The sequence below is a fragment of the Amycolatopsis thermalba genome (genome assembly GCF_023376025.1).
Taxonomy (GTDB): domain Bacteria; phylum Actinomycetota; class Actinomycetes; order Mycobacteriales; family Pseudonocardiaceae; genus Amycolatopsis_E; species Amycolatopsis_E thermalba.
The window spans coordinates 4,824,088-4,847,130 of sequence record NZ_CP091196.1 but is presented as its reverse complement, the minus strand read 5'-3'; the positions used below and the strand labels follow the sequence as shown (position 1 = coordinate 4,847,130).

Genomic DNA, 23,043 nt, shown 5'->3' with positions numbered 1-23,043 from the left:
GCCATAGGCTGGAGGGCGTGGCTGACCCGTCCACCTACCGTCCCTCGCCGGGGAGCATCCCGGACGAGCCCGGCGTCTACAAGTTCCGCGACGCGACCAAGCGGGTCATCTACGTCGGCAAGGCCAAGAGCCTGCGCAGCCGGCTGAACTCCTACTTCGCCGACCTGTCCGGGCTGCACCCGCGCACCCGGCAGATGGTGACCACCGCGGCCGGCGTCGAATGGACCGTCGTCACCACCGAGGTCGAGGCGCTCCAGCTGGAGTACAACTGGATCAAGGAGTTCGACCCGCGGTTCAACGTCCGCTACCGCGACGACAAGTCCTACCCGGTGCTGGCGGTGACGCTGCACGAGGAGTTCCCGCGGCTGCACGTCTACCGCGGCCCGCGCAAGAAGGGCGTGCGGTACTTCGGCCCGTACGCCCACGCCTGGGCGATCCGCGAGACGCTCGACCTGCTGCTGCGCGTGTTCCCCGCCCGCACGTGCTCCACCGGCGTGTTCCGCCGCCACGGTCAGATCGGCCGCCCGTGCCTGCTCGGCTACATCGACAAGTGCTCCGCGCCGTGCGTGGGCAAGGTCAGCGCCGACGAGCACCGGCGGATCGTCGAGGACTTCTGCGACTTCCTCTCCGGCAAGACCGACGCGATGGTGCGCAAGCTGGAGCGGGACATGGCCGAGGCCGCCGAGAACCTGGAGTTCGAGAAGGCCGCCCGGCTGCGCGACGACATCGGCGCGCTGCGTCGGGCCATGGAGAAGCAGGCCGTGGTGCTCGGCGACGGCACGGACGCCGACCTGGTCGCGTTCGCCCACGACGAGCTGGAGGCCGCGGTCCAGGTCTTCCACGTGCGCGGCGGGCGGGTCCGCGGCCAGCGCGGCTGGGTGATCGACAAGGCCGACGAGATGGGCGTGGCCGGCCTGGTCGAGCAGTTCCTCACCCAGTTCTACGGCGAGCAGGTCGAGCTGGCCGAGCAGGGCACCGACCTGGGCACGCCGGTGCCGCGCGAGGTGCTGGTGCCGGAACTGCCCGCCGATCCCGAGGCGATGACCGAGTGGCTGTCCGGGCTGCGCGGCTCCCGGGTGCAGCTGCGGGTGCCGCAGCGCGGCGACAAGCGCGCGCTGGCCGAGACCGTGCAGCGCAACGCCGAGGAGGCGTTCCAGCAGCACAAGCTGCGCCGCGCCGGCGACCTCACGGCCCGTTCGGCCGCGCTGGCGGAGCTGCAGGAGCACCTGGGCCTGGACAGCGCGCCGCTGCGCATCGAGTGCGTCGACATCAGCCACACGCAGGGCACCGACGTGGTCGCCTCGCTCGTGGTGTTCGAGGACGGCGTGGCGCGCAAGTCGGAGTACCGCCGGTTCGCGTTGCGGGAGGCCGCCACCGAGGGGGATGTCGCCTCCATTGCCGAGGTGGTGCGGCGGCGGTTCGCTCGCTACCAGACCGAAACGCAGGAGGGCCTGGCCGGCGAGAAGCCGGGGATCGACCCGGAGACCGGACGGCCGCGCAAGTTCGCCTACCCGCCGAACCTGCTCGTGGTCGACGGCGCGGGCCCGCAGGCGACGGCGGCGGCGGACGTGCTGGCGGAGATGGGCATCACCGACATCGCCGTGGTGGGCCTGGCGAAGCGGCTGGAGGAGGTGTGGCTGCCCGGTGACCCGGACCCGGTGATCCTGCCGCGCACCTCCGAGGCGCTGTACCTGTTGCAGCGGGTGCGGGACGAGGCGCACCGGTTCGCCATCGCCTACCACCGGCAGAAGCGCGCCAAGCGCGTGCAGGTGTCCGCTTTGGACGGTGTGCCGGGGCTGGGGCAGGCGCGGCGGGCCGCGTTGATCAAGCACTTCGGGTCGGTGAAGCGGCTGAAGGAAGCAGGGGTGGACGAGATCGCGCAGGTGCCGGGCGTGGGGAAGCGCACCGCCGAAGCGATCTTCGCCGCGTTGGCCTCAGGTGGGGAGTCGGAGCGGAAGTGACGGGAGAGACGATGGCCGAGGATCGCGGCACCGGCATGGAGGTGGCGGTGGTGACCGGGCTGTCCGGCGCCGGCCGCAGCACCGCCGCGAAGTGCCTGGAGGATCTGGGCTGGTTCGTGGTGGACAACCTGCCGCCCGAGCTGATCGCGACGATGGTCGAGCTGGGGGCGCAGGCCCGCGGCGCGATCACGAAGGTGGCCGTGGTGATGGACGTGCGCTCGCGCGCGTTCACCGACGACCTGTCGTCGATCATCAAGGACCTCGACGCGCGGGGCTACAAGCCGCGGGTGCTGTTCCTGGAGGCCACCGACGCGGTGCTGGTGCGGCGGTTCGAGCAGGTGCGCCGCGGCCACCCGCTGCAGGGGGACGGCCGGCTGATCGACGGCATCACCGCCGAGCGCCAGATGCTCGCGCCGCTGCGCGAGGAGGCCGACCTGGTGCTGGAGACCTCCGCGCTGTCGGTGCATGACCTGCGCGCGAAGATCGAGGACGCGTTCGGCTCCGAATCGGCCACGCAGACGCGGGTCACCGTGCTGTCGTTCGGCTACAAGTACGGCCTGCCGATGGACGCGGATCTGGTGATGGACGTGCGGTTCCTGCCCAACCCGTTCTGGATCCCCGAGCTGCGCGACCACACCGGCCTGGACGCCGAGGTGCGCAACTACGTGCTGTCGCAGGAGGGCGCCGAGGAGTTCCTGGACCGCTACCACCAGCTGCTGCGCCTGATCGGCGCCGGCTACCGGCGGGAGGGCAAGCGGTACCTGACGCTGGCGGTGGGCTGCACCGGCGGGAAGCACCGGAGTGTCGCGATCTCCGAGGAGCTGTCCCGGTTGCTGTCCAATGAGGACGGTATGGCGGTGAAGGTCATCCACCGGGACCTGGGACGCGAGTGACCGGGCCGTTGCGAGCCGTCGCGCTGGGCGGCGGCCACGGGCTGCACGCGACGCTGACCGCCCTGCGGCGGCTGACCCCGGACGTGACCGCGGTGGTCACGGTCGCCGACGACGGCGGCTCGTCCGGGCGGTTGCGGCGGGAGCTGGGCCTGCTGCCGCCGGGGGACCTGCGGCAGGCGTTGTCCGCGCTGGCGGTCGCCGAGAAGGGCGAGTCGTTGTGGGCGGAGGTGTTCCAGCACCGGTTCGGCGGCAGCGGCGCGCTCACCGGGCACGCGGTGGGCAACCTGGTGCTGGCCGGGTTGTTCGAGGTGCTGGGCGATCCGGTGGCCGCGCTGGACGAGGCGCGCCGGCTGCTGGGCGTGTCCGGGCGGGTGCTGCCGATGTCGCCGGAGCCGCTGGAGATCGAGGCGGAGGTGTCCGGCCTCGACGACGACGGGTCGTTGCGCCGCATCCGCGGCCAGGTCGCGGTGGCGAGTACCCCGGGGCGGGTCGAGCGGATCACGCTGCGCACGCCGCGGCGGCCGGGCGGGGTGCCGGCGGCGTGCGACGAGGCGGTGCAGGCCGTGCTGGACGCCGAGGCGGTGTTCCTGGGGCCGGGTTCGTGGTTCACCAGCGTCATCCCGCACCTGATGGTGCCCGCCCTGCACGACGCGCTGATGCGCACGGCGGCGACGAAGATCGTGGTCCTGAACCTCGTCCCTCAGCCGGGTGAGACGGCGGGGTTCTCACCCGAACGGCACCTGGACGTACTCTTCCAGCACGCGCCCGGGCTGCGGGTGGACGCGGTGATCGCCGACCGGGACTCGGTGCCGGCACCGGCCCGCTTGCGGGACGCGGCGGCGGGACTGGGGGCCACGGCGCTTCTGGCGGATGTGGCGGACCCTGGTCGCGAGGGTGTGCACGATCCGGATGCGCTGGCGAGCTGTGTGCGGGAAGCTCTCGGTCTCAGCGGGACCGAGGGCCGGAAAGGGTAGGGAGGGGCCATGGCGATGACCGCCGCCGTGAAGGACGAGCTCAGCAGGCTGCAGATCACGAAGATCGGGCCGCGCCGGTCCGAAGTCGCGTCGATGCTGCGCTTCGCCGGTGGCCTGCACATCGTGGGGGGACGGGTGGTGGTGGAGGCCGAGCTGGACACGGGTTCGGTCGCGCGGCGCCTGCGCAAGGAGATCCACGAGCTGTACGGCCACCATTCGGACGTGCACGTGTTGTCCGCGGGCGGGCTGCGGAAGACGACGAGGTACATCGTCCGGGTGGTTCAGGACGGGGAGAGCCTGGCCCGGCAGACGGGGTTGATCGACCAGCGGGGCCGCCCGGTGCGGGGCCTGCCGGCGGCGGTGGTGTCCGGCGGGATCGCCGACGCCGAGGCCGCGTGGCGGGGCGCGTTCCTGGCGCACGGTTCGCTGACCGAGCCGGGCCGGTCGTCGTCGCTGGAGGTCACGTGCCCCGGCCCGGAGGCGGCGCTGGCGCTGGTGGGGGCGGCGCGGCGGATGGGCATCCAGGCGAAGTCGCGTGAGGTGCGGGGAGCCGACCGGGTGGTGGTCCGGGACGGGGACGCCATCGGTGCGCTGCTGACCCGGCTGGGCGCCCACGCGAGCGTCCTGCAGTGGGAGGAGCGCCGGATGCGCCGCGAGGTCCGCGCGACGGCGAACCGCCTGGCCAACTTCGACGACGCCAACCTGCGCCGGAGCGCCCGGGCGGCGGTCGCGGCGGCCGCCCGGGTGGAACGAGCGCTGGACATCCTGGCCGACACCGCACCCGAACACCTGCTCGCCGCCGGACGGTTGCGGCTGGAGAATCGTCAGGCATCCCTGGAGGAGCTGGGCCAGCTGGCCGACCCCCCGATGACGAAGGACGCGGTGGCCGGCCGGATCCGGAGATTGCTGGCGATGGCCGACAAGCGGGCGAAGGAACTGAACATCCCGGACACCGAAAGCGCCGTCACGCCGGAAATGCTCGAGGAGAGCGTCTAAAGCGCCGGGACAGCGAACCCAACGAGCTGGGTGGTCATCCCGTCGCCTGACACGTGACGATCACCTTGAGCCAGGGCCGCAACCTCCGCTGCCAGCGTGAGTTGACATGCCAACCTTGCGGCCCTGGCTCAAGGTGATATGCACAAACCGGAAGGCGACGGGATGACCACACAGCGACCACCTCGTCAAGGTGAGATGACAACGGTCCCCCGTCATCCCGGAGCCTGCCCGTCCGGCGAGGACATCTCTTGATCTTTAGAGGTGACGTTGGGCAGGCGGAGAGCCCGCCCCGTGACCGTTAGGCGCCTACGGCGCCTAACGGTCACATTGGGTGTGGAGCTTGGTCGGTCCACTTGCGTTGCCGGCCGCCGGTTTCCGTGGGGCTTTGAAAAGACTCGTGCCTGTTAGTTACCCCAGCAGTCCTTCCACCGCGGCCGTCGCCTGGGTGACCTCTCGCATCGCCGTCTCCATCGCCGTGCCGCTGGGGCGGTGGCTCAGCACCACCACGACGTACCGGTCCCCGGCACCCACCAGCCCGCTGGTGTGCGCGTCGACCCCGCCGCGGCCCGCCGCCCATCCCTGCTTGATCGCCCACGGGCGGCCCGGCAACGCGTCCGGGATTCCGAAGTACTGGTCGACCCCGTCGGCCGCCACCGGGGGCGTGTCCCGCAGCGGGTCGAGGATCAAGCGCCGCTCACCCGCAGGCAGGGCCAGCACCGCCCGGTAGATCGTCAGCACGTCCTCGGCCGTCAGGAGCGTGTCGCCCCAGCGGCCCGGGTCCGAGGGTGGCTCGGTGGCCGTCAAACCGAGTGAACCGGCCGTGCGGCGGACGATCTCCGGTCCGCCCCCGGACTCCCACAGCTGGCTGGCGATCGCGTCGTCGCTGGAGGACAGCATTTTCGCCACGCGCGGGCTCGGCCGCTGCGGTGTCACGTGGCCGCGCTGCACGAGGTCGATCGCGATCAGCAGCTTCACCAGCGACGCCGACCGGTACCGCGTGTCGAGTCCCGCGCCGCGCAGGATGCGGTCCTTCTCGCGGTCGTAGACGAGCACGCTCGTCGCCGAGTCCTCGGCCGGTCCGGAGGTGCCGGAGCTGCTGCCGCGGAGCGCGAGCGCGAGGCCCAGTGCCAGGGCGATCACGACGACCGCGGTGACGAGGACGACGATCGGGCCACGGCGCAGTGGCCTGGTCTGCACGGACATGGTGATCACCTTCCGCCGCCGATGTCCGCGTCCCGTCGTCGTCATGTCATGGTTTTGCAACAGAGTCGCGGCAGTTGGTGAAACACCGCCATAATCGGCCGCGTGCCGACTGTGCTGTTGATCGAGGACGACCCGGCGGTCCGGGAAGGACTGTGCCTGGGCCTGCGCCGGCACGGCCACGACGTGGAACCGGCCGCGGACGGCGAAGGCGGCCTGCGCCTGCTCGCCGCCCGCAGGCCCGACCTCGTGCTGCTCGACCTGATGCTGCCCGGCATCGACGGGTTCGAGGTGTGCCGCCGCATCCGCGCCACCGGCCCCATCCCGATCATCATGCTCACCGCCCGCGGCGACGACATCGACGTCGTCGGCGGGCTCGAAGCCGGCGCCGACGACTACGTGGTCAAACCCGTCCAGCCCCGCGTCCTGGACGCCCGCATCAAGGCCGTCCTGCGCCGCGGCGGCGCGGCGGGCCAGGACCGCGAACGACACGGCGCGCTGGTGATCGACCGCGCCGCCTGCGAGGTCTCCAAGCACGGCGAACCGGTCCGGCTGACACCCACCGAGCTGCGGCTGCTGCTCGAGCTGTCCCGCGTGCCCGGCCGCGTGCTCAGCCGCCAGCAGCTGCTGGAACTGGTGTGGGACCACGACTACCTCGGCGACTCGCGGCTGGTGGACGCGTGCGTGCAGCGGTTGCGCGCGAAGCTGGAGGACCAGCCCGCGGCGCCGGTGTACGTGCGGACCGTGCGCGGCTTCGGCTACCGGTTCGGTCCACTGTGATCAGACGCGTTCTCGCGCGGCTGCGGGGGATCCGCGCGCGGCTGGTGCTCATCATCAGCCTGGTCGCGGTGGCGGCGATCGTCGGCGCGACCGGGGTCAACTACGTCGCCGCGCGGCGCACCGTGCTCGCCGCGACACAGGACTCGCTGATCACCAAGCTGCGCGACGACGTGGACGCCATCGCCCCCACCCTGCGGATGCCGCCCGACGTGGAGACGCTCAACCAGCTCCTGCGCGCCGTCCCGTCCGCCGCCGTCGCGCGCTACGGCACACTGACCTCCACCGTCGGCGGTTCCATGGCCGGGGTGCCGCCTGAGCTGATCGCCCGGATCGACGCGGAAAAGCAGGTGGTGTTCCAGCGGGTCGACTCCTACGGCACCCCCCAGCTGCTGGTCGGCATGCCCGTCATGACCGTCGACACCAGCTTCCGCCGCGTCCCGTCCGGGCTGGAGGTGTACGGGTGGTTCTCGCTGACGGCCGAGCAGCAGCAGATCAGCGAGTTCGCGCTCAACGGCTGGCGCACCGCGGCCGTCGCGGTGCCGCTGGCGGTGCTCCTCGCCTGGCTCGCCGCGGGCGCGGTGCTGCGGCCGGTGCGGCGCCTGCGCGACGGCGCGCGCCAGCTGGCCCACGGCCGGCTTGCCACCCGGCTGCCCGAGCGGGGCGCTGACGAGCTGGCCGAGCTCGCGCGCACGTTCAACGAATCCGCCGCGAGCCTGGAGAAGTCGGTGGGGGAGCTGCGCCGCATGGAGGCCGACGCGCGCCGGTTCGTCGCCGACGTGTCGCACGAGCTGCGCACCCCGCTCGCCGCGATGACCGCCGTGACCGAGGTGCTCGACGAGGAGGCCGCGCGGCTGCAGGGCGACGCGGCCACCGCCACCCGCCTGGTGAGCGAGGAGACCCGCAAGCTGACCCGGCTCGTCGACGACCTCATCGAGATCTCCCGCTTCGACAACGGCCGCGCCCGCATGGACCGGCGCGAGGCCGACCTCGGCGAGCTGATCGCCGCGACCCTGCGCACCCGGCAGTGGAGCGACCGCGTCGAGGCCGAGCTGCCGCCCGGGATCGTCGCCGCGGTGGACGCGCGCCGCTTCGACGTGATCGTGGCGAACCTGGTCGGCAACGCGTTGCGGCACGGCGCCCCGCCGGTGCGGGTGCGCCTGTCCGCGGCCGGCGGGGAGGCCGTCGTCGAGGTCACCGACCACGGGCCGGGACTGGCCGACGACGTGCTGCCACACGTGTTCGCCCGGTTCTACAAGGCCGACACCGCGCGGTCGCGGTCGGAGGGGAGTGGTCTCGGGTTGTCCATCGCGGAGAAGAACGCCGGCCTGCACGGCGGCACGATCGAGGCCGGCAACCACCCGGGCGGCGGTGCCCGGTTCGTGCTCCGGCTGCCGCGGGCGGAGGTGCGGCGATGAGGTGGATCGGGCTGCTGCTGGTGCTGGTGCTCGCCGGGTGCGGGGTGCGCCCGACAAATCCGGTGTCGGCGGGCGACCCGCCGGTCGGCGCGGCGCCCGGGCCGATCCTGTACTTCCTGCAGGCCGGCGAGCTGCAACCCGTCGTCCGCGCGACCGGCCACCTCGGCACGGTCGCCGACGCGGTCGCCCTGCTCCTGGCCGGCCCGACCCCGGACGAATACGCCGTGAACTACGCGTCCATGCTGCCCCCCGGCGCGATCGGCGCGTCCGTGGGGACGCTGGACCAGGGCGTCGTGACCGTGCACCTCACCGTGCCCCTGGACGTCCTGCCCGAGACGGCGAAGGACCAGATCGTCTGCACGGTGATCGCGGTGCACGCGCAGGCGGGCGCCAGCGCCTACGGCGTGGTCGTGCGGCTGGCCGGGCCCCCCGGCGTGATGCCGGCGGACGAATACGTCACCACCAAGGCGCGGCCGGACGGCGCGGAAGCGGCGCAGGGCCGGACCTGCCCCCTCATCCGCTGACGTCCGGAACGCACCGGATGTGCAAGGCGTGTTACGACCGCCCGCTGCCGGGTACGAACTCGTAACCTGCCGGTTTCATCCCGGAGCGGCTGGCGAAACCCGTCTGCCGAAGCATCGGTCTGGCCGATGTCCGGTTCGGGGAAGGGGATGCGCATGCGTGGCTTCAGGGCGAGGAAGGTGGCGGCGCCGCAGGTGTCCGCCGACGTCGGCTCCTGGCTGCCCCGGCGCAGCAGCCAGGCGGGCGACTGGCCGGTAGCCGGCCTGATCGCCGCCAAGGGGGACACGACCGTCAGCGTGGTGATCCCGGCCAGGGACGAGGAGGCCACGGTCGGTGACATCGTGCGCACGATCCGCCGTGACCTGGTCGAGCGCCACCAGCTGGTCGACGAGGTGATGGTCGTCGACTCGCGCTCGCGGGACGCGACCGCGCGGGTGGCCGTGGAAGCGGGGGCGACCGTCGTGGCGCAGGACTCGGTCCTGCCTGCCCTGCCCGGGCTGCAGGGCAAGGGGAGGCGCTGTGGAAGGGGCTGGCCGCCTCCCGCGGCGACATCGTCGTGTTCGTCGACGGCGACCTGTACGACTTCACCAGCGACTACGTGACCGGCCTGCTCGGCCCGCTGCTCACCGACGACTCGATCGCCTACGTCAAGGGCTTCTACCACCGGCCGCTGGTCGGGCCGGTGAGCACCGACGCCGACGGCGGCGGCCGGGTCACCGAGCTGGTGGCGCGCCCGCTGCTGAACCTGTACTGGCCCGAGCTGGCCGGGTTCGTGCAGCCACTGGCCGGCGAGTACGCCGGACGGCGCGAGGTGCTGGAGCGGGTGCCGTTCGTGGCGAACTACGGGGTCGAGGTCGGGCACCTGATCGACATCCTGGAGGCCCACGGCCTGGACGCGCTCGCGCAGGTCGATCTCGGCAAGCGCACCCACCGGCACCAGAACACCCAGGCGCTGGGCCGCATGTCCGGCCAGATCATGCTCACCGTGTTCGACCGCCTGGAGCGCTACGGGCGCCTGGTGTCGGCCGAGCCCCCGGCGACGCTGCTCGCGCAGTTCCGCCGCGGCGAGTCCGGGCACGGCGTCGACCGCGAGCTGGTGGTCACCGACCTGGCGTGCGAGCAGCGCCCGCCGCTGGCCACCCTGCGCGCCGCCGACGGCTCGGGATTGCGGGAGATCGCCTGACACGAACGTAGAACTCGCGCTCACGAACGTAGAACTCGCGCCCAGGAGCGCAGGACTCGCGCGGCGCCGGCGAGTCCCACGTTCAGGCGCGCGAGTTCTGCGTTCGGGTGCGCGAACTCTGCGCTCAGGTGGCGTCGTGGAACACCAGGCCCAGTGTGTGGCGGATGCCGGTGCGGACGGTGCTCACGCCGTGCCGCACCGGCGCCGCCGACCAGCCGCGGGACGAGCGCACCGGGCGGTCCCGGGTGGTGAAGATCAGCGCGTGACCCTGCGGCAGCTGGGTCACCGTGCCGCGGGACTGGGCCCGGGGCCGCTGCTCGACCAGCAGGAACTCGCCGCCGGTGTGGTCGGCGCCGGGCACGTCGAGCCCGATCACGACCTGCAGCGGGAACACCAGCTCCCCGTACAGGTCGCGGTGCAGCGCGTTCCAGTCGCCGGCCCGGTAGCGCAGCAGGATCGGCGTCGGCCGGATCTGGCCCGCGCGGTGGCACCGGTCGAGCCAGGTTTCCAGGTCGTCCGGCCACGGCGCGTCCCAGCCCAGCTTGGCGGCCCAGTCGCGGGCGATCGGCAGCAGGTGCGGGTAGAACGCCGCGCGCAGCCGGGCGACCGGCTCGGGCAGCGGGTAGCCGAAGTAGCGATACTGCCCGGACCCGAACCGGAAGCGCGCCATGTCGATCGTGGACCGGAACCGGCCCGCGTCGTCGTACAGCGCCGACAGCTCCCGGCACTCGCGCGCGCTCAGGATCGGCGGCGTGAGGGCGCAGCCGGTGTCGTTCAGTTCTGCCGTGAGGGCGGGCCAGTCGAAGCCCGCGACGTCCGAGATCACCCCGCCCAGTCTGCGCGCCCGGTCGGCCGCGGGCTGGCGGGAATCAGTCGGCGAGACCGCCGAACGCGACCACCTTCGTGATGCGTGCCCGGACCAGCAGTTCACCCGGCACGGCGTTGCGCTTGCCGAACTCGTCCGCCCGGTCCTCGCCCATGTAGCGCGCGCCGATGCGGGTCGACCAGTGCAGCATCTCGTCCAGGTCCTCGTGCACCGTCGCCTCGGCGGTGAACTGGACGAACGCGAACGGCGGCTCCTGGTCGTCCACGCACAGCGACAACCGCGGGTCCCGCCGCAGCGCCCGCCCCTTCACCGACTCCGCGCCGGTGTTGAAGATCAGCTCGTCGGCGCCGTCGTCGGTGTTGACGACGAACCAGACCGGCGTCACGTGGGGGCTGCCGTCGGCGCGCGTGATGCCCAGCTTCCCGGTGCGCGTGCCGACGGAGGCGAACTCCAGCCACTCGTCCCTGCTCAATGCGTGCATGGGGCGACCCTAGCGACGTGGGATCATGACCCGCATGGCGAGCGACGCACCGACCGCCGACGAGGCCGTCCGCACCATGCTGCTGCTCCTGCCGCGCCTGGTCGGCCGCGCCAAGAAGCTGCCGGTGCCGGAGCGGCTGCGCGATTTCAACCTCGCTCCGCGGCACCTGTCGCTGCTGTCCTACCTGCTGTTCGACGGGCCGATGACGGTCACCGAGCTGGCCGCGCGGCTCGAGGTCGCGCCCACCACGGTGAGCCTGATGGTCGGCGATCTCAGCCGCCGCGGCGTCCTCGACCGCGCCGAGGACGACAACGACCGCCGCCGCACGATCGTCAGCATCGCCGGGACCTACCGCGCCGAGGTCGAGGGCTGGCTCGCCGCCGGCGCCCGCGCCTGGCGCACCGCCCTGGAGCCACTCACCCCCGAGCAGCGGCGCCTGGTCATCGACACGCTGCGCACCTACGAGCGTGAAGTCGAGCGGGAACGAACGGACCGGTAGTCTGGCCCGCTGTGCGTGACTCGGACCTGATCAGCGGGGGGCTGGTGGACGAGGGCCTGGCCCGGCGGCTCAAGGCGCTCGCCTGCACCGCGCCCCTGCACGACCTGGACGCGCGCAAGGCGAAACTGGACTGGGCCGACGCGACCGTCTACCAGATGGCCGAGATCGCGCTGCACACGATCGACCTGGTCACCATCGCGATGGACTTCGACACCGGCGCCGACCACGACGACGTCGTCCGGCGCCTGCAGCCGTTCATCGCCGCGCAGGCCCCGCGCCGCCCGGCCGAGGAGCACCTGCGCGTCGCCCGCTGGGTGCTGGACAACCTGATCAACGTCGGCACCACCGACCGCGGCTTCCGCCGTGTCTACGGCAGCCTCGACGCGCACGGCACCTACCGGCGCCGCGCGTTCGACTTCAAGCTGCTCGTCGAGCTGGCCGCCCCGGACGGCGAGGTGTACCTGCGGGCCAGCGACGAGGCGATCAACGTGCTGGTCGGCGCGCTGGACACCGACGTCGAGTCCGCCCAGATCGCGGCCGAGGTCAAGCTGGAGAACCTGATCAGCCGCGGCCGCCTCGCCGGCGCCAAGCTCGCCGCCGAGCAGGCCCGCTACCGCACCGTCCAGTACGGCGAGACGCTGCGCGCCAAGCTGGACGCGACCCGCCGCGACGTGCGCGCGGTGGACTGGGACCGCGAGATGCCCGAGCTGCTGGACTCCGCGCTGACCCACATCGAGGCCCGCTTCCGCGCGGAGAACGCGATCCTGCGCAACATCACCGCCGCCCGCGACGAGGCCGAGGACGTCGACCACAAGCGCCGCGCCGCCGAGCTGGTCGACATCGTCAGCGACTGCATCAGCCGGCACACTCAGCTGCAGGCCCGGCTGCAGGCCGCCGGGGCGGTCTTCCGCGCCGAGCAGGACCGGCAGCAGTTCTCCGGCCCGCCGCAGCGCGCCACCGTCGACCTGTTCGGCCAGATCCTGATGCCCGCGCTGGAACTGCCGATCGCCGACGCCGTGTCGCCGCTGGAGTCGTACTTCCACGCCGCGGCCGGGCTGGTGGTGCCCACCGTGCCCGCGCTGCCGTCGCTGGTCTCGCTGCTGCTGCGGCCCGCGCCCGAGCGCGACAAGGTGGTCGGCGAGGTGCCCGAGCCGGAGCTCGTCCCGCCGGAGAGCCTCGACCACTACAGTGACGAGCAGTGGCGGCGGGCCGACGAGCTGCTGGACCTGCCGGAGGTGCCGCGGCGGCTGTCCGGCCTGCTGGCCGAGGCCCGCGAGCTCGACCCGCAGCTGCCGCGCCTGGTGGCGCTGCGGGCGCTGCACTCCTACAGTCCCGAGGTGGGCGCCGCCGTCCGGCAGGGGGACGATCGCGCGCTGCTCGCCGTCGACGACGGCACGCTGCTGGAGGACACCGAGTTCGGTGGCGCCGACCTGCTGCTGAGCACGGCACGCCTGGAACGGGAAGACGAAGAGGGGGCGGCATGAGGACTGCTCGCAGGTCCGAATCATTCAGCGCCATGCCTGCCAAGGCACTGCCGCGGCTTGCCGCGTCCGTTGAGGGGGCGGCATGACGCGTCCGGTCACGACCGGGGATGCGGAGTCGGCGGCACGGCTGATCTCGTTCGGCATGCGGCCCAAGCACCTGCCCTCGCGCGACGTCGTCTACGCCGACCTGGTCCGCCGCTACGGCGAGGACAGCGCGTTCAAGCAGCTGACCAACTCGGTCGCCGCGGGGCTGGGCCTGATGGTGCTCGACGTGAGCCACCAGGCCGGCGCGGTCCTGGCCGCCACCGACGAGTCGGTGTTCGAGGTCAAGATGGACAGCTACGCGCGGCAGAGCAAGATCCGCGAGCGCCGCGACACCGAGAAGGTGCTGCACGGTCTCGTCCACCTCGCCACCGCCGCGCTCGGCTACCCGCGCCCCGACGACCTGGCCAACGACACCTACATCGGCCGGGTCAGCGTCGACCAGGTCGACGGCGTGGTGCGCGAGGCGTGCCGGATCCTCGACGAGCGCGCCGCCAAGGCCGAGGCCAACAACGACCCGCTGTCCGACTCGCCGGAGCTGGAACAGGCCTGGCGCGCCTACGCCCGCCGTCCCGAGGCGGCGGCCACCAAGGACGGCCGGCTGGCCTCGGACACCACGCGCGGCATGGTGTCCCGCGCCCTGCGGTTCCTGGCCGACCAGGGGTTCCTGGTGCAGGTGAGCGGCGAGCAGGGCGGCACCTACCGGACCACGCCGCGGTACCAGGTGCAGGTGCGGGAACTGGCCGCGGACAGCGCGTTCGAGGAGCTGCTGGCCCTCGGCGTGGTCGCGGTCTCCGGCGGCGGGGGCACGCTGCGCCCGTCCATTTCGGACACTCTGTAGGGGGAGATCGGTGTACGAGCTTGCGCGGGTGCGCCTGCACTCCGTCGGACCGGCGGGCGCGCGCTACCAGAACGTGCTGCTGGACTTCAGCGGCGTCGGCCCGCTGGTCAAGGCCCCGGCGCAGGACGCGTTGTTCACCGCCGGGATCCACTCCGCCGACGGGAGCCTGCCGCGGCGGCCGTCCCCGGCGAGCGTGCTGTTCCTGGAGAACGGCGGCGGCAAGTCCGTGCTGATCAAGCTGATCTTCTCGGTCATGCTGCCCGGCCGCCGCCAGGTGGTGGGCACGACCAGCACGCGCGTGCTGGAGAAGTTCGTGATGGCCAAGGACGTCGCGCACGTCGTCCTGGAGTGGCAGCACACCGAGACCGGGCAGCGGGTGATCACCGGCAAGGTGTCGGAGTGGCGCGGGCACGTCGTGTCCAACGACCCGGCGAACCTGGTCGACTCGTGGTACGGCTTCCGGCCCACCGCCGCGCTGGGGCTGGAGTCGCTGCCGTTCACCGAGGACGGCCGCCTGCTGACCATGTCCGGGTTCGCCGAGCAGCTGGAGCGCGCGCACAAGGCCGAGCCCGAGCTGGAGCTGTTCACCACCCGCCGCCACCACGAGTGGACCGAGCGGCTGGACACCCTCGGCCTGGACACCGAGCTGTTCCGCTACCAGCGCGCGATGAACGCCGGCGAGGGTGAGGCGGCCGACGCGTTCGCCTTCACCTCCGACGAGGCGTTCGTGGAGTTCCTGCTGCGCGCGGTGATCCCCGAGGACGACCCGAAGGACCTGGCCGAGGTCGTGCAGACCTACGCACACAACCTCGGGCAGCGCGGCGAGCTGATGTCCGAACGCGACTTCGTGGCCGGGGCGCTGGACCTGCTGACGCCGCTCACCGAGGAGGAGTCCCTCGCCGCCGCGTCCCGCAAGCTCGCCGCGGTCGCGCGCGAGGAGGCCCGCGCGCTGGCCGGATCCGTCATCGCCCGGCACGAGCTGGAGGCCGAGCGCCTCGACGGGCTGAAGTCCTATGTGGACGAAACGCGGGACGCGGAGAAGCTGGCCGAAGGCGACCACCGGCGCCGCAACGCCGTCGTCGCCGAGCTGCGCCGCGTGGTCGCGGAGATGCGGCTGGCCGACGCGACCGCGGAGAAGGCGCGGATCGACGAGGAGCTGGCGAAGGCGCGCGAGACCGCGGCCGCGTGGCGCGAGACCGGCACGGTGCTGGCCCACGTCAACGCCGCGCGTAAGGCGACCGGCATCCGCAAGCTGGTCGGCGACCGCGAGCAGAGCGCGAAACCGGCCCTGGAGGCCAAGAACGCCGCGGCCACCGCGCTCGCCCGAGGGTTGCTGGCGCTGGCGCGGGAAGCCGAGGAGCAGGCGCAGGCCGCGGAAGCCCGAGCCGAGACCGCCCGCACCGCCGCCGCGGCCGCGCAGAACCAGCGCGACGAGGCGACCGCGACCGCCGCCGGCCACCGCGCCGAGCTGGGGCAGCTGACCCGCCGCATCGAGGAGGTGCGCGCACAGGTGCAGCAGGCCGTCCGCGACGGGCTGCTCACCGACGGCACCCAGGTCGCCGCCGCGGCCCACGAAGCCCGCACCCGCGGCGAGAACGCGATCACGGAGCTGGCCGCGCGGGAGAGCGAGCTGGAGGGTGTCGCCGAGGACCACGCCCAGGCCCAGGCCGCCCTGCACGCCGCGCAGCAGCGGGCCGCGACCGCGCAGTCCCGGGCGGCGCACGCGGCGGAGGAGCTGGCCAAGGCGCACCGGCGCGCGGACAGCCTCGCCGCGCACCCGCGGCTGCTGGAGCTGCTCGGCGGCGACAACGTCCAGCTGGAGACCGACACCCCCGCCCTGCTGACCCGGCTGCGTGAAGCCCGCGCCGCCGCCGAGCGCGAGCAGACCGCGCTGCGCATGGAGGAATCGGCCGACGAACGGGCGCTGGCCGCGCTCGGATCCGGTGGCCTGCTGCCCGCGCCGCCCGAGGTCCAGTCCGCGTTGGACGTGCTGGAGGCCGCGGGGATCACCGCGTGGTCGGGCTGGCGGTATCTGTCCACGATGGACGCCGCAGGCCGGGAACGGGTGCTGCGGGACCTGCCGCACCTGCTCGGCGGGGTGCTGATCAACGACCCGGCCCAGCTGGACCGCGCCCGCCAGGTGCTCGCCGACGCCAAGCTGCTGCCGAGCGTGGTGCTGCCGGTCGGCACCACCCAGGCCGTGCGGGCGTCAGGTGCGGCGCCCGGCGTGGACTTCCTGGTCCCGCCCAACCCCGCGATGTACGACGAGGAGGCGGCCGACACCGAGCGCCAGGCCATCGCCGCCCGGCACGCCCGCCGCCAGAAGCAGCTCGAAGCGCTGGCCGGCGCGATCGGCGACGACGCGGCGCTGGAGTGGAAGCTCACCACCTGGCGCGAGGACTACCCGGCGGGCGCGCTGGCCACCCTCGCCGAGGAGGCCGAGGCCGCGGCCACCGAGCAGACCGAGGCCGAAGCCGCCGTGGCCGCGCAGGAGCGCGCGGTGACGGACCTGGCCGCGCGCCGGGCCCGGCTGCGGGACGCGATCCCGGCCCTGCGCGCCGAAGCACGCGGCAGCGAGGACCGCGCCCGCAAACTGGCCGAGCTGGCCGAGCGGGTCGCCCTCATTCCACAGTGGACCGAGACCGTCGAGCGGGCGCAGGAGATCGTCACCCGCGCCGAGGCCGAGGCGGAGCAGGCGGCTTCGCGCGCGGCGCGGCTGCGTGAGGAGGCCGCCGAGGAGCAGCGCACCGCCGACGGCCACCGCCGCACGGTCACCCACGCGCGCGCCGAGCTAACCGAGGTGCCGGGCGGGGGGTCGGTGTCCGAGGACGACCCGGTGCCGACCGAACCGGTCGACGCGCTGCGCCGCGCGTTCGCCGCGGCCAGCGACGCCTACGCCCGCGTCGAGGTGGGCAGCGACCTGCGGGCCGAGCTGGACCAGGCGGAGAACGCGGAGTCCGCGGCACGGGCGGCGCTGGAGGCGCTGGAGCCGGCGGTGCGGGAACAGGCGGCGCGCCTGCTGGAAACCCCGGACGGCTCCGACGCCGCGACCCGCGCCGCCGCCCTGGCGCGGGCCGGGCGGACCGTGTCCGCGCTGGAGGCCGAGCACAGCGAGGCGATCGGGCTGGTCGCGACCTGCAAGGCCGAGCTGGACCAGCTGCCGAAGCAGAACGCGTCGCTGGAGGTCCGGCCGCGCGACGTCGAGCACGGCCGGGAACTGATCGACGAAGCCGGCGAGGAGGCATCGGGGGCGGCCCGCGCCCTGGAGGAGGCGCAGGCGCGGCGCGCGGAGGCCGAGCGCACCCTGGAGGCGGCCACCGCGTCGGCGGCCGGGTTCCGGATGCTCGCCGAGTCGATGGCGCACCTGGCCCCCGAGGGCGAGCCGGAGAGCGTGTTCGACGGCGACGTGGAGGCCGCGCAGGCCCGCTACCGCAAGCTGAACACGACGCTGACCGACGCCGAGGCGGCGGTGGATGCCGCGGAGAAGCGGGTGCGGGCGGCGGCGGACGCGCTGGCCCAGTACGCCACCGACAAGCGGTTCGAGAAGCTGGCCAGCCCGGTGCGGCAGCAGATCGTGTCGGTGCGCCGGGACAGCCTGCCGTCGCACGCGCGGGAGTGGTCGGCCGCGCTGAAGCCGCGGCTGCGCACGCTGACCGACGACCTGGCGCAGATCGACCGGCACCGGTCCGGGATCGTGGCGCGGCTGCAGGGCATGGTCGAGGGCGCGCTGCGGATGCTGCGGTCGGCGCAGCGGCTGTCGCGGCTGCCGGAGGGGCTCGGCGGCTGGTCCGGGCAGGAGTTCCTGCGGATCCGATTCGGCGATCCGGAGGAGCCGCAGCTGTCCGAGGCGCTCGGGCAGGTCGTCGACGAGGCGGCGCTCGGCCGGACCAGCGACGGCCGCGACGTGAAGCGGGACGGGATGTCGCTGGTGCTGCGCGGCGTGCGGGCGGCGGTGCCCAAGGGGTTCCGGGTGGACATCCTCAAGCCGGATTCGGTGCTGCGCACGGAACGCCAGCGGGTGTCGGAGATCAGGGACGTGTTCTCCGGCGGGCAGCAGCTCACGGCGGCGATCATCCTGTACTGCACGCTGGCGGCGCTGCGGGCGAACAACCGCGGCATGGTGCGCAACCGGCATTCCGGGGTGCTGTTCCTGGACAACCCGATCGGCCGCGCGTCGGCCGGGTACCTGCTGGAGCTGCAGCGGGTCGTCGCGGAGGCGCTCGGGGTGCAGCTGATCTACACGACGGGCCTGTTCGACGCCGGCGCGCTGTCGGAGTTCCCGCTGATCGTGCGCCTGCGCAACGACGCGGACCTGCGCGCGGGCCGCAAGTACCTGTCGGTCGACGCCACGATCCGCAACCACCTGGACGACCTGGCCGACCCGGACGGCACGGCCCGCATCTCGGCGACCCGGCTGTTCACCAAGCCGGGGGAGCAGGCGGAAAGCGCCTGAACCCCCAGCCGCGAGTCCCACACTCCGGCGCGCGAGTCCCACGCTCGGCCGGGCGAGTCCCACGCTCCGGCGCGCGAGTCCCACGCTCGGCCGCGCGAGTTCCACGCTCGGCCGCGTGAGTTCCGCGTTCCCGTGCGCGAGTTCCGCGTTCGCCCGTGTGGTTCGCGCTTCCGGCGGCCGCCGTTCCGGCCGGCGAGCACCGGCCGGTCCGGCGGTCAGCCGCGGATCGCCGCCTGGTAGGCGGCCGGCTCGTCGGCGTCGTCGGTCCTGCTGTGGTGGTGGAACTGCGCCAGCGGCCGTCTTCGTACCGGAAGTAGCGGCTCGTGCGGATCCGCAGGGGCACCTCGCCGCCGTCCACGACGTAGGACCCCGTCTCGCCCGGCGAACAGCGCGTGGCCGTCCCCGGCGTACTCCACGACGTCGCCGAAGGCCACCGTCACCCGCGCCGGTCCGTGGAAGACCTTGTCGTACAACGCGGCGATGTCCGCGCCGCCGCGCAGGATCCCGCCGAGCGGGTTGTTCAGCTGCGCCAGCGCGTCGTCGGTCCATCTCCAGCGCGGCCAGCGCGCCCTCGATGCCCAGCCCGGTGGCCGCGTCGAGGCGGTTGAGGGAGTCCGGGCCGAAGGCGCGCGGGCTGACCCACGTCCACCCGAAGGACGTGCCGCTGCGGGACGCGCTGACCGCGGTCGCCGACCCGGTGCGCCGCGCGATCCTGCGCGAGCTGGCGGAGCCGCCCGACTGGACCAAGGCGTGCGGCACGTTCGACCTGCCGGTCACCAAGGCCACCCGCAGCCACCACTTCGCCGTCCTGCGCGCAGCCGGCCTGATCGAACAACGCGACGAGGGCCCGCGACGGCTGAACCGCCTGCGCCGCCCCGAGTTCGACGAGGCCTTCCCGGGGCTGCTCGGTTCCGGCTAGTCCTTCCGGCCGTTGAGCGCCAGCCCGGCACCCAGGCCGATCATCACCAGCCCACCGGTGCCGCCGACCAGCTCCAGGCGCTTGGGGGAGCGGGCGAACCACGTCCGCGCCGCGCCGGCCACCAGCGCCCACGCGCTGTCCGACACCAGCGCGATCACCGGCAGCGCGATGCCCAGCACCAGGATCTGCGCCACCACCCCGCCTGCCGCCTGGTCGACGAACTGCGGCAGCACCGCGGCCAGGAACACGATCGACTTCGGGTTGGCGAACCCGACGATGAACCCGTCGCGCAGCACCGCGAGCGTCCGGCCGCGCGTGGCGGGCACCGCGTCCGCCAGCGCCTCGGACAGCTTGCGCCGGTGCCGGAACGCCTGCACGCCCAGGTAGACCAGGTACGCGGCGCCGGCCAGCTTGATCACCGTGAACACCGCCGCCGAGGTCTGCACGATCGCGCCCATCCCGAACGCGATCGCCACGACCTGCGCGTACACGCCCACCGCGTTGCCGAGCACCGTGATCAGCGCGTCCCGCCGCCCCACGGTCAGCGCGCGGCTCACCGTGAACAGAACGCTCGGACCGGGGACGACCACCATCACGAACACCAGCGCGGCGAACGCCGCGAAGTGGCTGGGGGAGACCATCGACCGAGCGTATCGGCGCCGCCACCCGGGTGACGAATGTTTATCCGCCGATCACCGCGCCCACCCCCGGACGGTGACCGGATACCCGCCCAGTGACCCGACCGAGCCCGACTACGGCCGGCTGTGGGCCGGCGGGGTGGCGACCGCGGTCGTCGCCGCGCTGGTGACCGTCGTCGGCCTGCTGATCGCCCGCGGCCTGTTCGACGTCGCCGTCCTGGCCCCCAAGGGCAACGGCATCTGGGGCAACGCCAACACCATCACCTACGCGCTGTGCGCGGCCGCCGCGGCGCTGCTCGCGACCGGGCTGATGCACGTGCTCAGCCTCGGCACCTCGGCGCCGGGCCAGTTCTTCGGCTGGATCATGGTGCTGGTCACCGCGATCGCGATCGTGCTGCCGCTGACGCTGGCCGTGAAGCTGGACGCCAAGATCGCCACCGCGCTGATCAACCTGGCGATCGGCGCGGTCATCGCGATGCTGGTGAGCACGGTGGCCGCCACGGCACGGCGCCGCCGCCGCGACCGCGAAGCCCCCACGGCCACCCTCAAGTGGGACCAGGGCCCGCACTACTACTCCTGAAACTGTCGGTGCCCGGTGGTAGAACCGCCGGGTGAACAGAAAACTGGGGAACGACCAGCGCCGCGCTCGTCTGGTGACGCGGCACCACCTCGCGGCGCCCGCCGACGGACCGGAGCAGGTTGCCGAGAGCCTGGTCGTGCTGCACGCGACCGATCCGGCCACCGTCCACCTCTCGGTGCTGGCCCGCTCGGCGGCGAGCACCGCCGACGTCGAGCGGGCCCTTTACGACGAGCGCACCCTGGTGCGGATGCTCGGCATGCGCCGCACGATGTTCGTCGTCCCGCGAGCGCTCGTGCCGGTCGTCCAGGCCGCCTGCGCCGACGACATCGCCACCCGCGAGCGCAAGCACCTGATCAAGCACCTGGCCACGGCCGGCCTCGACACCGACCTCGACGCCTGGCTCGCCGAAGTCGAGGAGGGCGCTCACGCCGCGCTCCGGGCCCGCGAACCGGCGTACGCCCAGCAGGTCGCGGACGGCGAACCCCGCCTGCGGACCGAGATCGTCCTGGCCGCGGGCAAGTCGTACGAGTCCCGCACCTACATCACCAACCGCGTCCTGTTCCTGCTCGCCGCGTCCGGCCGGATCGTCCGCGGCCGTCCCCGCGGCACCTGGGTGTCCACCCAGTACGCCTGGTCCACCACGGAAACCTGGCTGCCCGTGCTGGAACCGGTGGACGCCGAGACCGCCCGGGTGGAACTGGCCCGCCGCTGGCTGCGCGCCTTCGGCCCGGCCCCGGTCGCCGATCTGAAGTGGTGGACCGGCTGGACCGCCGGGCAGGTGAAGAAGGCACTGGCCGCGATCGGTCCGGTGGACGTGGACCTCGACGACGGCCCGGGCGTCGCGCTCCCCGGCGACGACGAGCCCGTCGACCACCCCGAGCCCGTCGCCGCGCTGCTGCCCGCCCTCGACCCGACCCCGATGGGCTGGCAGGAGCGCGGCTGGTTTCTCGGCGAGCACCGGGCACAGCTGTTCGACCGCACCGGCAACATCGGCCCGACCGTGTGGTGGGACGGCCGGATCGTCGGCGGGTGGGCCCAGCGCCCGGACGGGGAGATCGCGATCCGCCTGCTGGAGGACATCGGCGCCGACGGAACAGCGGCCGTCGACGCCGCCGCCGAACGGTTGCACGGCCGTCTCGGCGGGGTCGCGGTCATACCGAAATTCCGCACGCCCGTCGAGCGAGATCTGTCATCTTGATCGTCCTCTTGATCGATTCCCCACGGTGGTGCACATCTCGTTAGGGTGTGCGAGTACACGCAGGCCAGCACCGCTAGGGTTGGCCTCGAGCCCGAAGATGTGTGCCCGGTTCTCGCGGGGACCGGGACGAACCCGAGGAGAGAGCAGCAGTGACGGTTCGCGTAGGTGTGAACGGCTTCGGTCGGATCGGCCGCAACTTCTTCCGCGCCGTGCAGGCCGCGGGTCACGACATCGAGGTGGTCGCGTTCAACGACCTCGGCGACGTCGCCACCATGGCGCAGCTGCTCAAGTACGACAGCGTCCTGGGCCGCTACCCCGAGGAGGTCACCGTCGGCGACGACGGCATCGTCGTGGGCGGCAAGACCATCAAGGCGCTCGCCGAGCGCGACCCGGCCAACCTGCCCTGGGGCGACCTGGGCGTGGACGTCGTCGTCGAGTCGACCGGCTTCTTCACCAACGCCGACGCGGCGAAGGCCCACATCGCGGGCGGCGCCAAGAAGGTCATCATCTCCGCGCCCGCCAAGGGCGAGGACCTGACCGTCGTGCTGGGTGTGAACGACGACCTCTACGACGGCTCGCAGACGATCATCTCCAACGCGTCCTGCACCACCAACTGCCTCGGCCCGCTCGCCAAGGTCCTGCACGAGGCCTTCGGCATCGAAAAGGGCCTGATGACCACCATCCACGCCTACACGCAGGACCAGAACCTGCAGGACGGCCCGCACAAGGACCCGCGCCGCGCCCGCGCCGCCGCGCTGAACGTCGTGCCGACCTCCACCGGTGCCGCCAAGGCCATCGGCCTGGTCCTGCCCGAGCTGAACGGCAAGCTGGACGGCTACTCGCTGCGCGTCCCGGTGCCCACCGGCTCGATCACCGACCTCACCGTCGACCTGGCCAAGAAGGCCTCCGTCGAGGAGATCAACGCCGCCTACCAGGCCGCCGCCGAGGGCCCGCTGGCCGGCATCCTGCGCTACAGCGAGGACCCGATCGTCTCCAGCGACATCGTCAACGACCCGGCCTCGTGCATCTTCGACGCGCCGCTGACCAAGGTCATCGACAACCAGGTCAAGGTCTTCGGCTGGTACGACAACGAGTGGGGCTACTCCAACCGCCTCGCGGACCTGGTCAAGCTCGTCGGCTCGAAGCTCAGCTGAGGCC

The 23,043-nt window shown here is 73.0% G+C and carries 20 protein-coding genes and 1 pseudogene; 16 read left to right on the top strand and 5 right to left on the bottom strand.

The features are described from left to right. The first annotated feature begins 17 nt into the window (after positions 1 to 17). From uvrC to whiA, 4 genes are read left to right on the top strand one after another with little or no spacing between them, the layout of a single operon-like run. Positions 18 to 1,961 carry an excinuclease ABC subunit UvrC gene (gene uvrC, locus L1857_RS23465; protein WP_094008097.1) on the top strand — a complete coding sequence of 648 codons (1,944 nt, stop codon included), beginning with the start codon at positions 18 to 20 and terminating at the stop codon, positions 1,959 to 1,961. Positions 1,962 to 1,996: 35 nt separating this feature from the next. Then, entirely contained in the window at positions 1,997 to 2,854 is an 858-nt protein-coding gene (gene rapZ, locus L1857_RS23460; protein WP_094008133.1) for an RNase adapter RapZ, read from the top strand. 8 nt (positions 2,855 to 2,862) lie between these two features. Then, positions 2,863 to 3,828, top strand: coding sequence for a gluconeogenesis factor YvcK family protein (locus L1857_RS23455; RefSeq protein WP_094008132.1), 966 nt, complete (start codon positions 2,863 to 2,865; stop codon positions 3,826 to 3,828). Between the two features lie 9 nt (positions 3,829 to 3,837). Beyond that, positions 3,838 to 4,824, top strand: coding sequence for a DNA-binding protein WhiA (whiA, locus tag L1857_RS23450; RefSeq protein WP_094008096.1), 987 nt, complete (start codon positions 3,838 to 3,840; stop codon positions 4,822 to 4,824). A 408-nt stretch (positions 4,825 to 5,232) separates the two neighbouring features. Here the strand turns inward: whiA and L1857_RS23445 are convergent, their stop codons facing one another. Further along, entirely contained in the window at positions 5,233 to 6,027 is a 795-nt protein-coding gene (locus L1857_RS23445; protein WP_094008095.1) for a serine hydrolase, read from the bottom strand. A gap of 102 nt (positions 6,028 to 6,129) precedes the next feature. On the opposite strand from L1857_RS23445, the gene L1857_RS23440 reads away from it, so the two are divergent. The 4 genes and pseudogenes from L1857_RS23440 (at position 6,130) to L1857_RS23425 (ending at position 9,924) form a co-directional block, all read left to right on the top strand. Continuing rightward, positions 6,130 to 6,804, top strand: coding sequence for a response regulator transcription factor (locus L1857_RS23440; protein ID WP_116110770.1), 675 nt, complete (start codon positions 6,130 to 6,132; stop codon positions 6,802 to 6,804). Next, the gene (locus tag L1857_RS23435; protein WP_094008093.1) at positions 6,801 to 8,219 is read left to right on the top strand and encodes a sensor histidine kinase; all 1,419 of its coding nucleotides are present in this window, start codon (positions 6,801 to 6,803) and stop codon (positions 8,217 to 8,219) included. The genes L1857_RS23440 and L1857_RS23435 overlap by 4 nt, the downstream gene beginning before the upstream one ends. After that, positions 8,216 to 8,743 carry a GerMN domain-containing protein gene (locus L1857_RS23430; RefSeq protein WP_249466330.1) on the top strand — a complete coding sequence of 176 codons (528 nt, stop codon included), beginning with the start codon at positions 8,216 to 8,218 and terminating at the stop codon, positions 8,741 to 8,743. Before L1857_RS23435 ends, L1857_RS23430 begins: the two co-directional genes overlap by 4 nt. Positions 8,744 to 8,896: 153 nt before the next feature. Continuing rightward, positions 8,897 to 9,924, top strand: a pseudogene (locus L1857_RS23425) (glucosyl-3-phosphoglycerate synthase). Positions 9,925 to 10,048: 124 nt separating this feature from the next. Here the strand turns inward: L1857_RS23425 and L1857_RS23420 are convergent. Continuing rightward, complete coding sequence (locus tag L1857_RS23420; protein ID WP_094008091.1) at positions 10,049 to 10,750, bottom strand: 2OG-Fe(II) oxygenase; 702 nt, start codon at positions 10,748 to 10,750, stop codon at positions 10,049 to 10,051. Between the two features lie 43 nt (positions 10,751 to 10,793). Next, entirely contained in the window at positions 10,794 to 11,231 is a 438-nt protein-coding gene (locus tag L1857_RS23415) for a PPOX class F420-dependent oxidoreductase (protein ID WP_094008090.1), read from the bottom strand. Positions 11,232 to 11,265: 34 nt separating this feature from the next. Between L1857_RS23415 and L1857_RS23410 the strand changes: the two genes are divergently transcribed. The 4 genes from L1857_RS23410 (at position 11,266) to L1857_RS23395 (ending at position 18,550) form a co-directional block, all read left to right on the top strand. After that, entirely contained in the window at positions 11,266 to 11,730 is a 465-nt protein-coding gene (locus L1857_RS23410) for a MarR family winged helix-turn-helix transcriptional regulator (protein ID WP_094008130.1), read from the top strand. 11 nt (positions 11,731 to 11,741) lie between these two features. Then, positions 11,742 to 13,214: a hypothetical protein gene (locus L1857_RS23405; RefSeq protein ID WP_249466327.1), complete on the top strand. Its 1,473-nt coding sequence runs from the start codon at positions 11,742 to 11,744 to the stop codon at positions 13,212 to 13,214. Between the two features lie 82 nt (positions 13,215 to 13,296). Then, positions 13,297 to 14,097 carry a hypothetical protein gene (locus L1857_RS23400; protein WP_116110773.1) on the top strand — a complete coding sequence of 267 codons (801 nt, stop codon included), beginning with the start codon at positions 13,297 to 13,299 and terminating at the stop codon, positions 14,095 to 14,097. Between the two features lie 10 nt (positions 14,098 to 14,107). Beyond that, positions 14,108 to 18,550, top strand: coding sequence for a coiled-coil domain-containing protein (locus tag L1857_RS23395; protein WP_249466324.1), 4,443 nt, complete (start codon positions 14,108 to 14,110; stop codon positions 18,548 to 18,550). A 215-nt stretch (positions 18,551 to 18,765) separates the two neighbouring features. Here L1857_RS23395 and L1857_RS23390 read toward each other — a convergent pair whose 3' ends face one another. Beyond that, positions 18,766 to 19,023: a hypothetical protein gene (locus L1857_RS23390; RefSeq protein ID WP_240323200.1), complete on the bottom strand. Its 258-nt coding sequence runs from the start codon at positions 19,021 to 19,023 to the stop codon at positions 18,766 to 18,768. A gap of 101 nt (positions 19,024 to 19,124) precedes the next feature. On the opposite strand from L1857_RS23390, the gene L1857_RS23385 reads away from it, so the two are divergent. Beyond that, positions 19,125 to 19,469, top strand: a complete 345-nt coding sequence (locus L1857_RS23385; RefSeq protein ID WP_116110798.1) for an ArsR/SmtB family transcription factor — start codon at positions 19,125 to 19,127, stop codon at positions 19,467 to 19,469. Here the strand turns inward: L1857_RS23385 and L1857_RS23380 are convergent. Next, the gene (locus tag L1857_RS23380) at positions 19,466 to 20,110 is read right to left on the bottom strand and encodes a LysE family translocator (RefSeq protein ID WP_116110775.1); all 645 of its coding nucleotides are present in this window, start codon (positions 20,108 to 20,110) and stop codon (positions 19,466 to 19,468) included. The genes L1857_RS23385 and L1857_RS23380 overlap by 4 nt on opposite strands. A 73-nt stretch (positions 20,111 to 20,183) precedes the next feature. Between L1857_RS23380 and L1857_RS23375 the strand changes: the two genes are divergently transcribed. From L1857_RS23375 to gap, 3 genes are all read left to right on the top strand, one after another. Next, positions 20,184 to 20,687: a DUF6069 family protein gene (locus tag L1857_RS23375; protein ID WP_094008081.1), complete on the top strand. Its 504-nt coding sequence runs from the start codon at positions 20,184 to 20,186 to the stop codon at positions 20,685 to 20,687. 31 nt (positions 20,688 to 20,718) lie between these two features. Further along, complete coding sequence (locus L1857_RS23370) at positions 20,719 to 21,885, top strand: winged helix DNA-binding domain-containing protein (protein ID WP_249466322.1); 1,167 nt, start codon at positions 20,719 to 20,721, stop codon at positions 21,883 to 21,885. Positions 21,886 to 22,034: 149 nt separating this feature from the next. Then, on the top strand, positions 22,035 to 23,039 hold the full coding sequence (gene gap, locus L1857_RS23365; protein ID WP_094008079.1) for a type I glyceraldehyde-3-phosphate dehydrogenase: 1,005 nt from the start codon (positions 22,035 to 22,037) through the stop codon (positions 23,037 to 23,039). Positions 23,040 to 23,043: the final 4 nt, after the last annotated feature.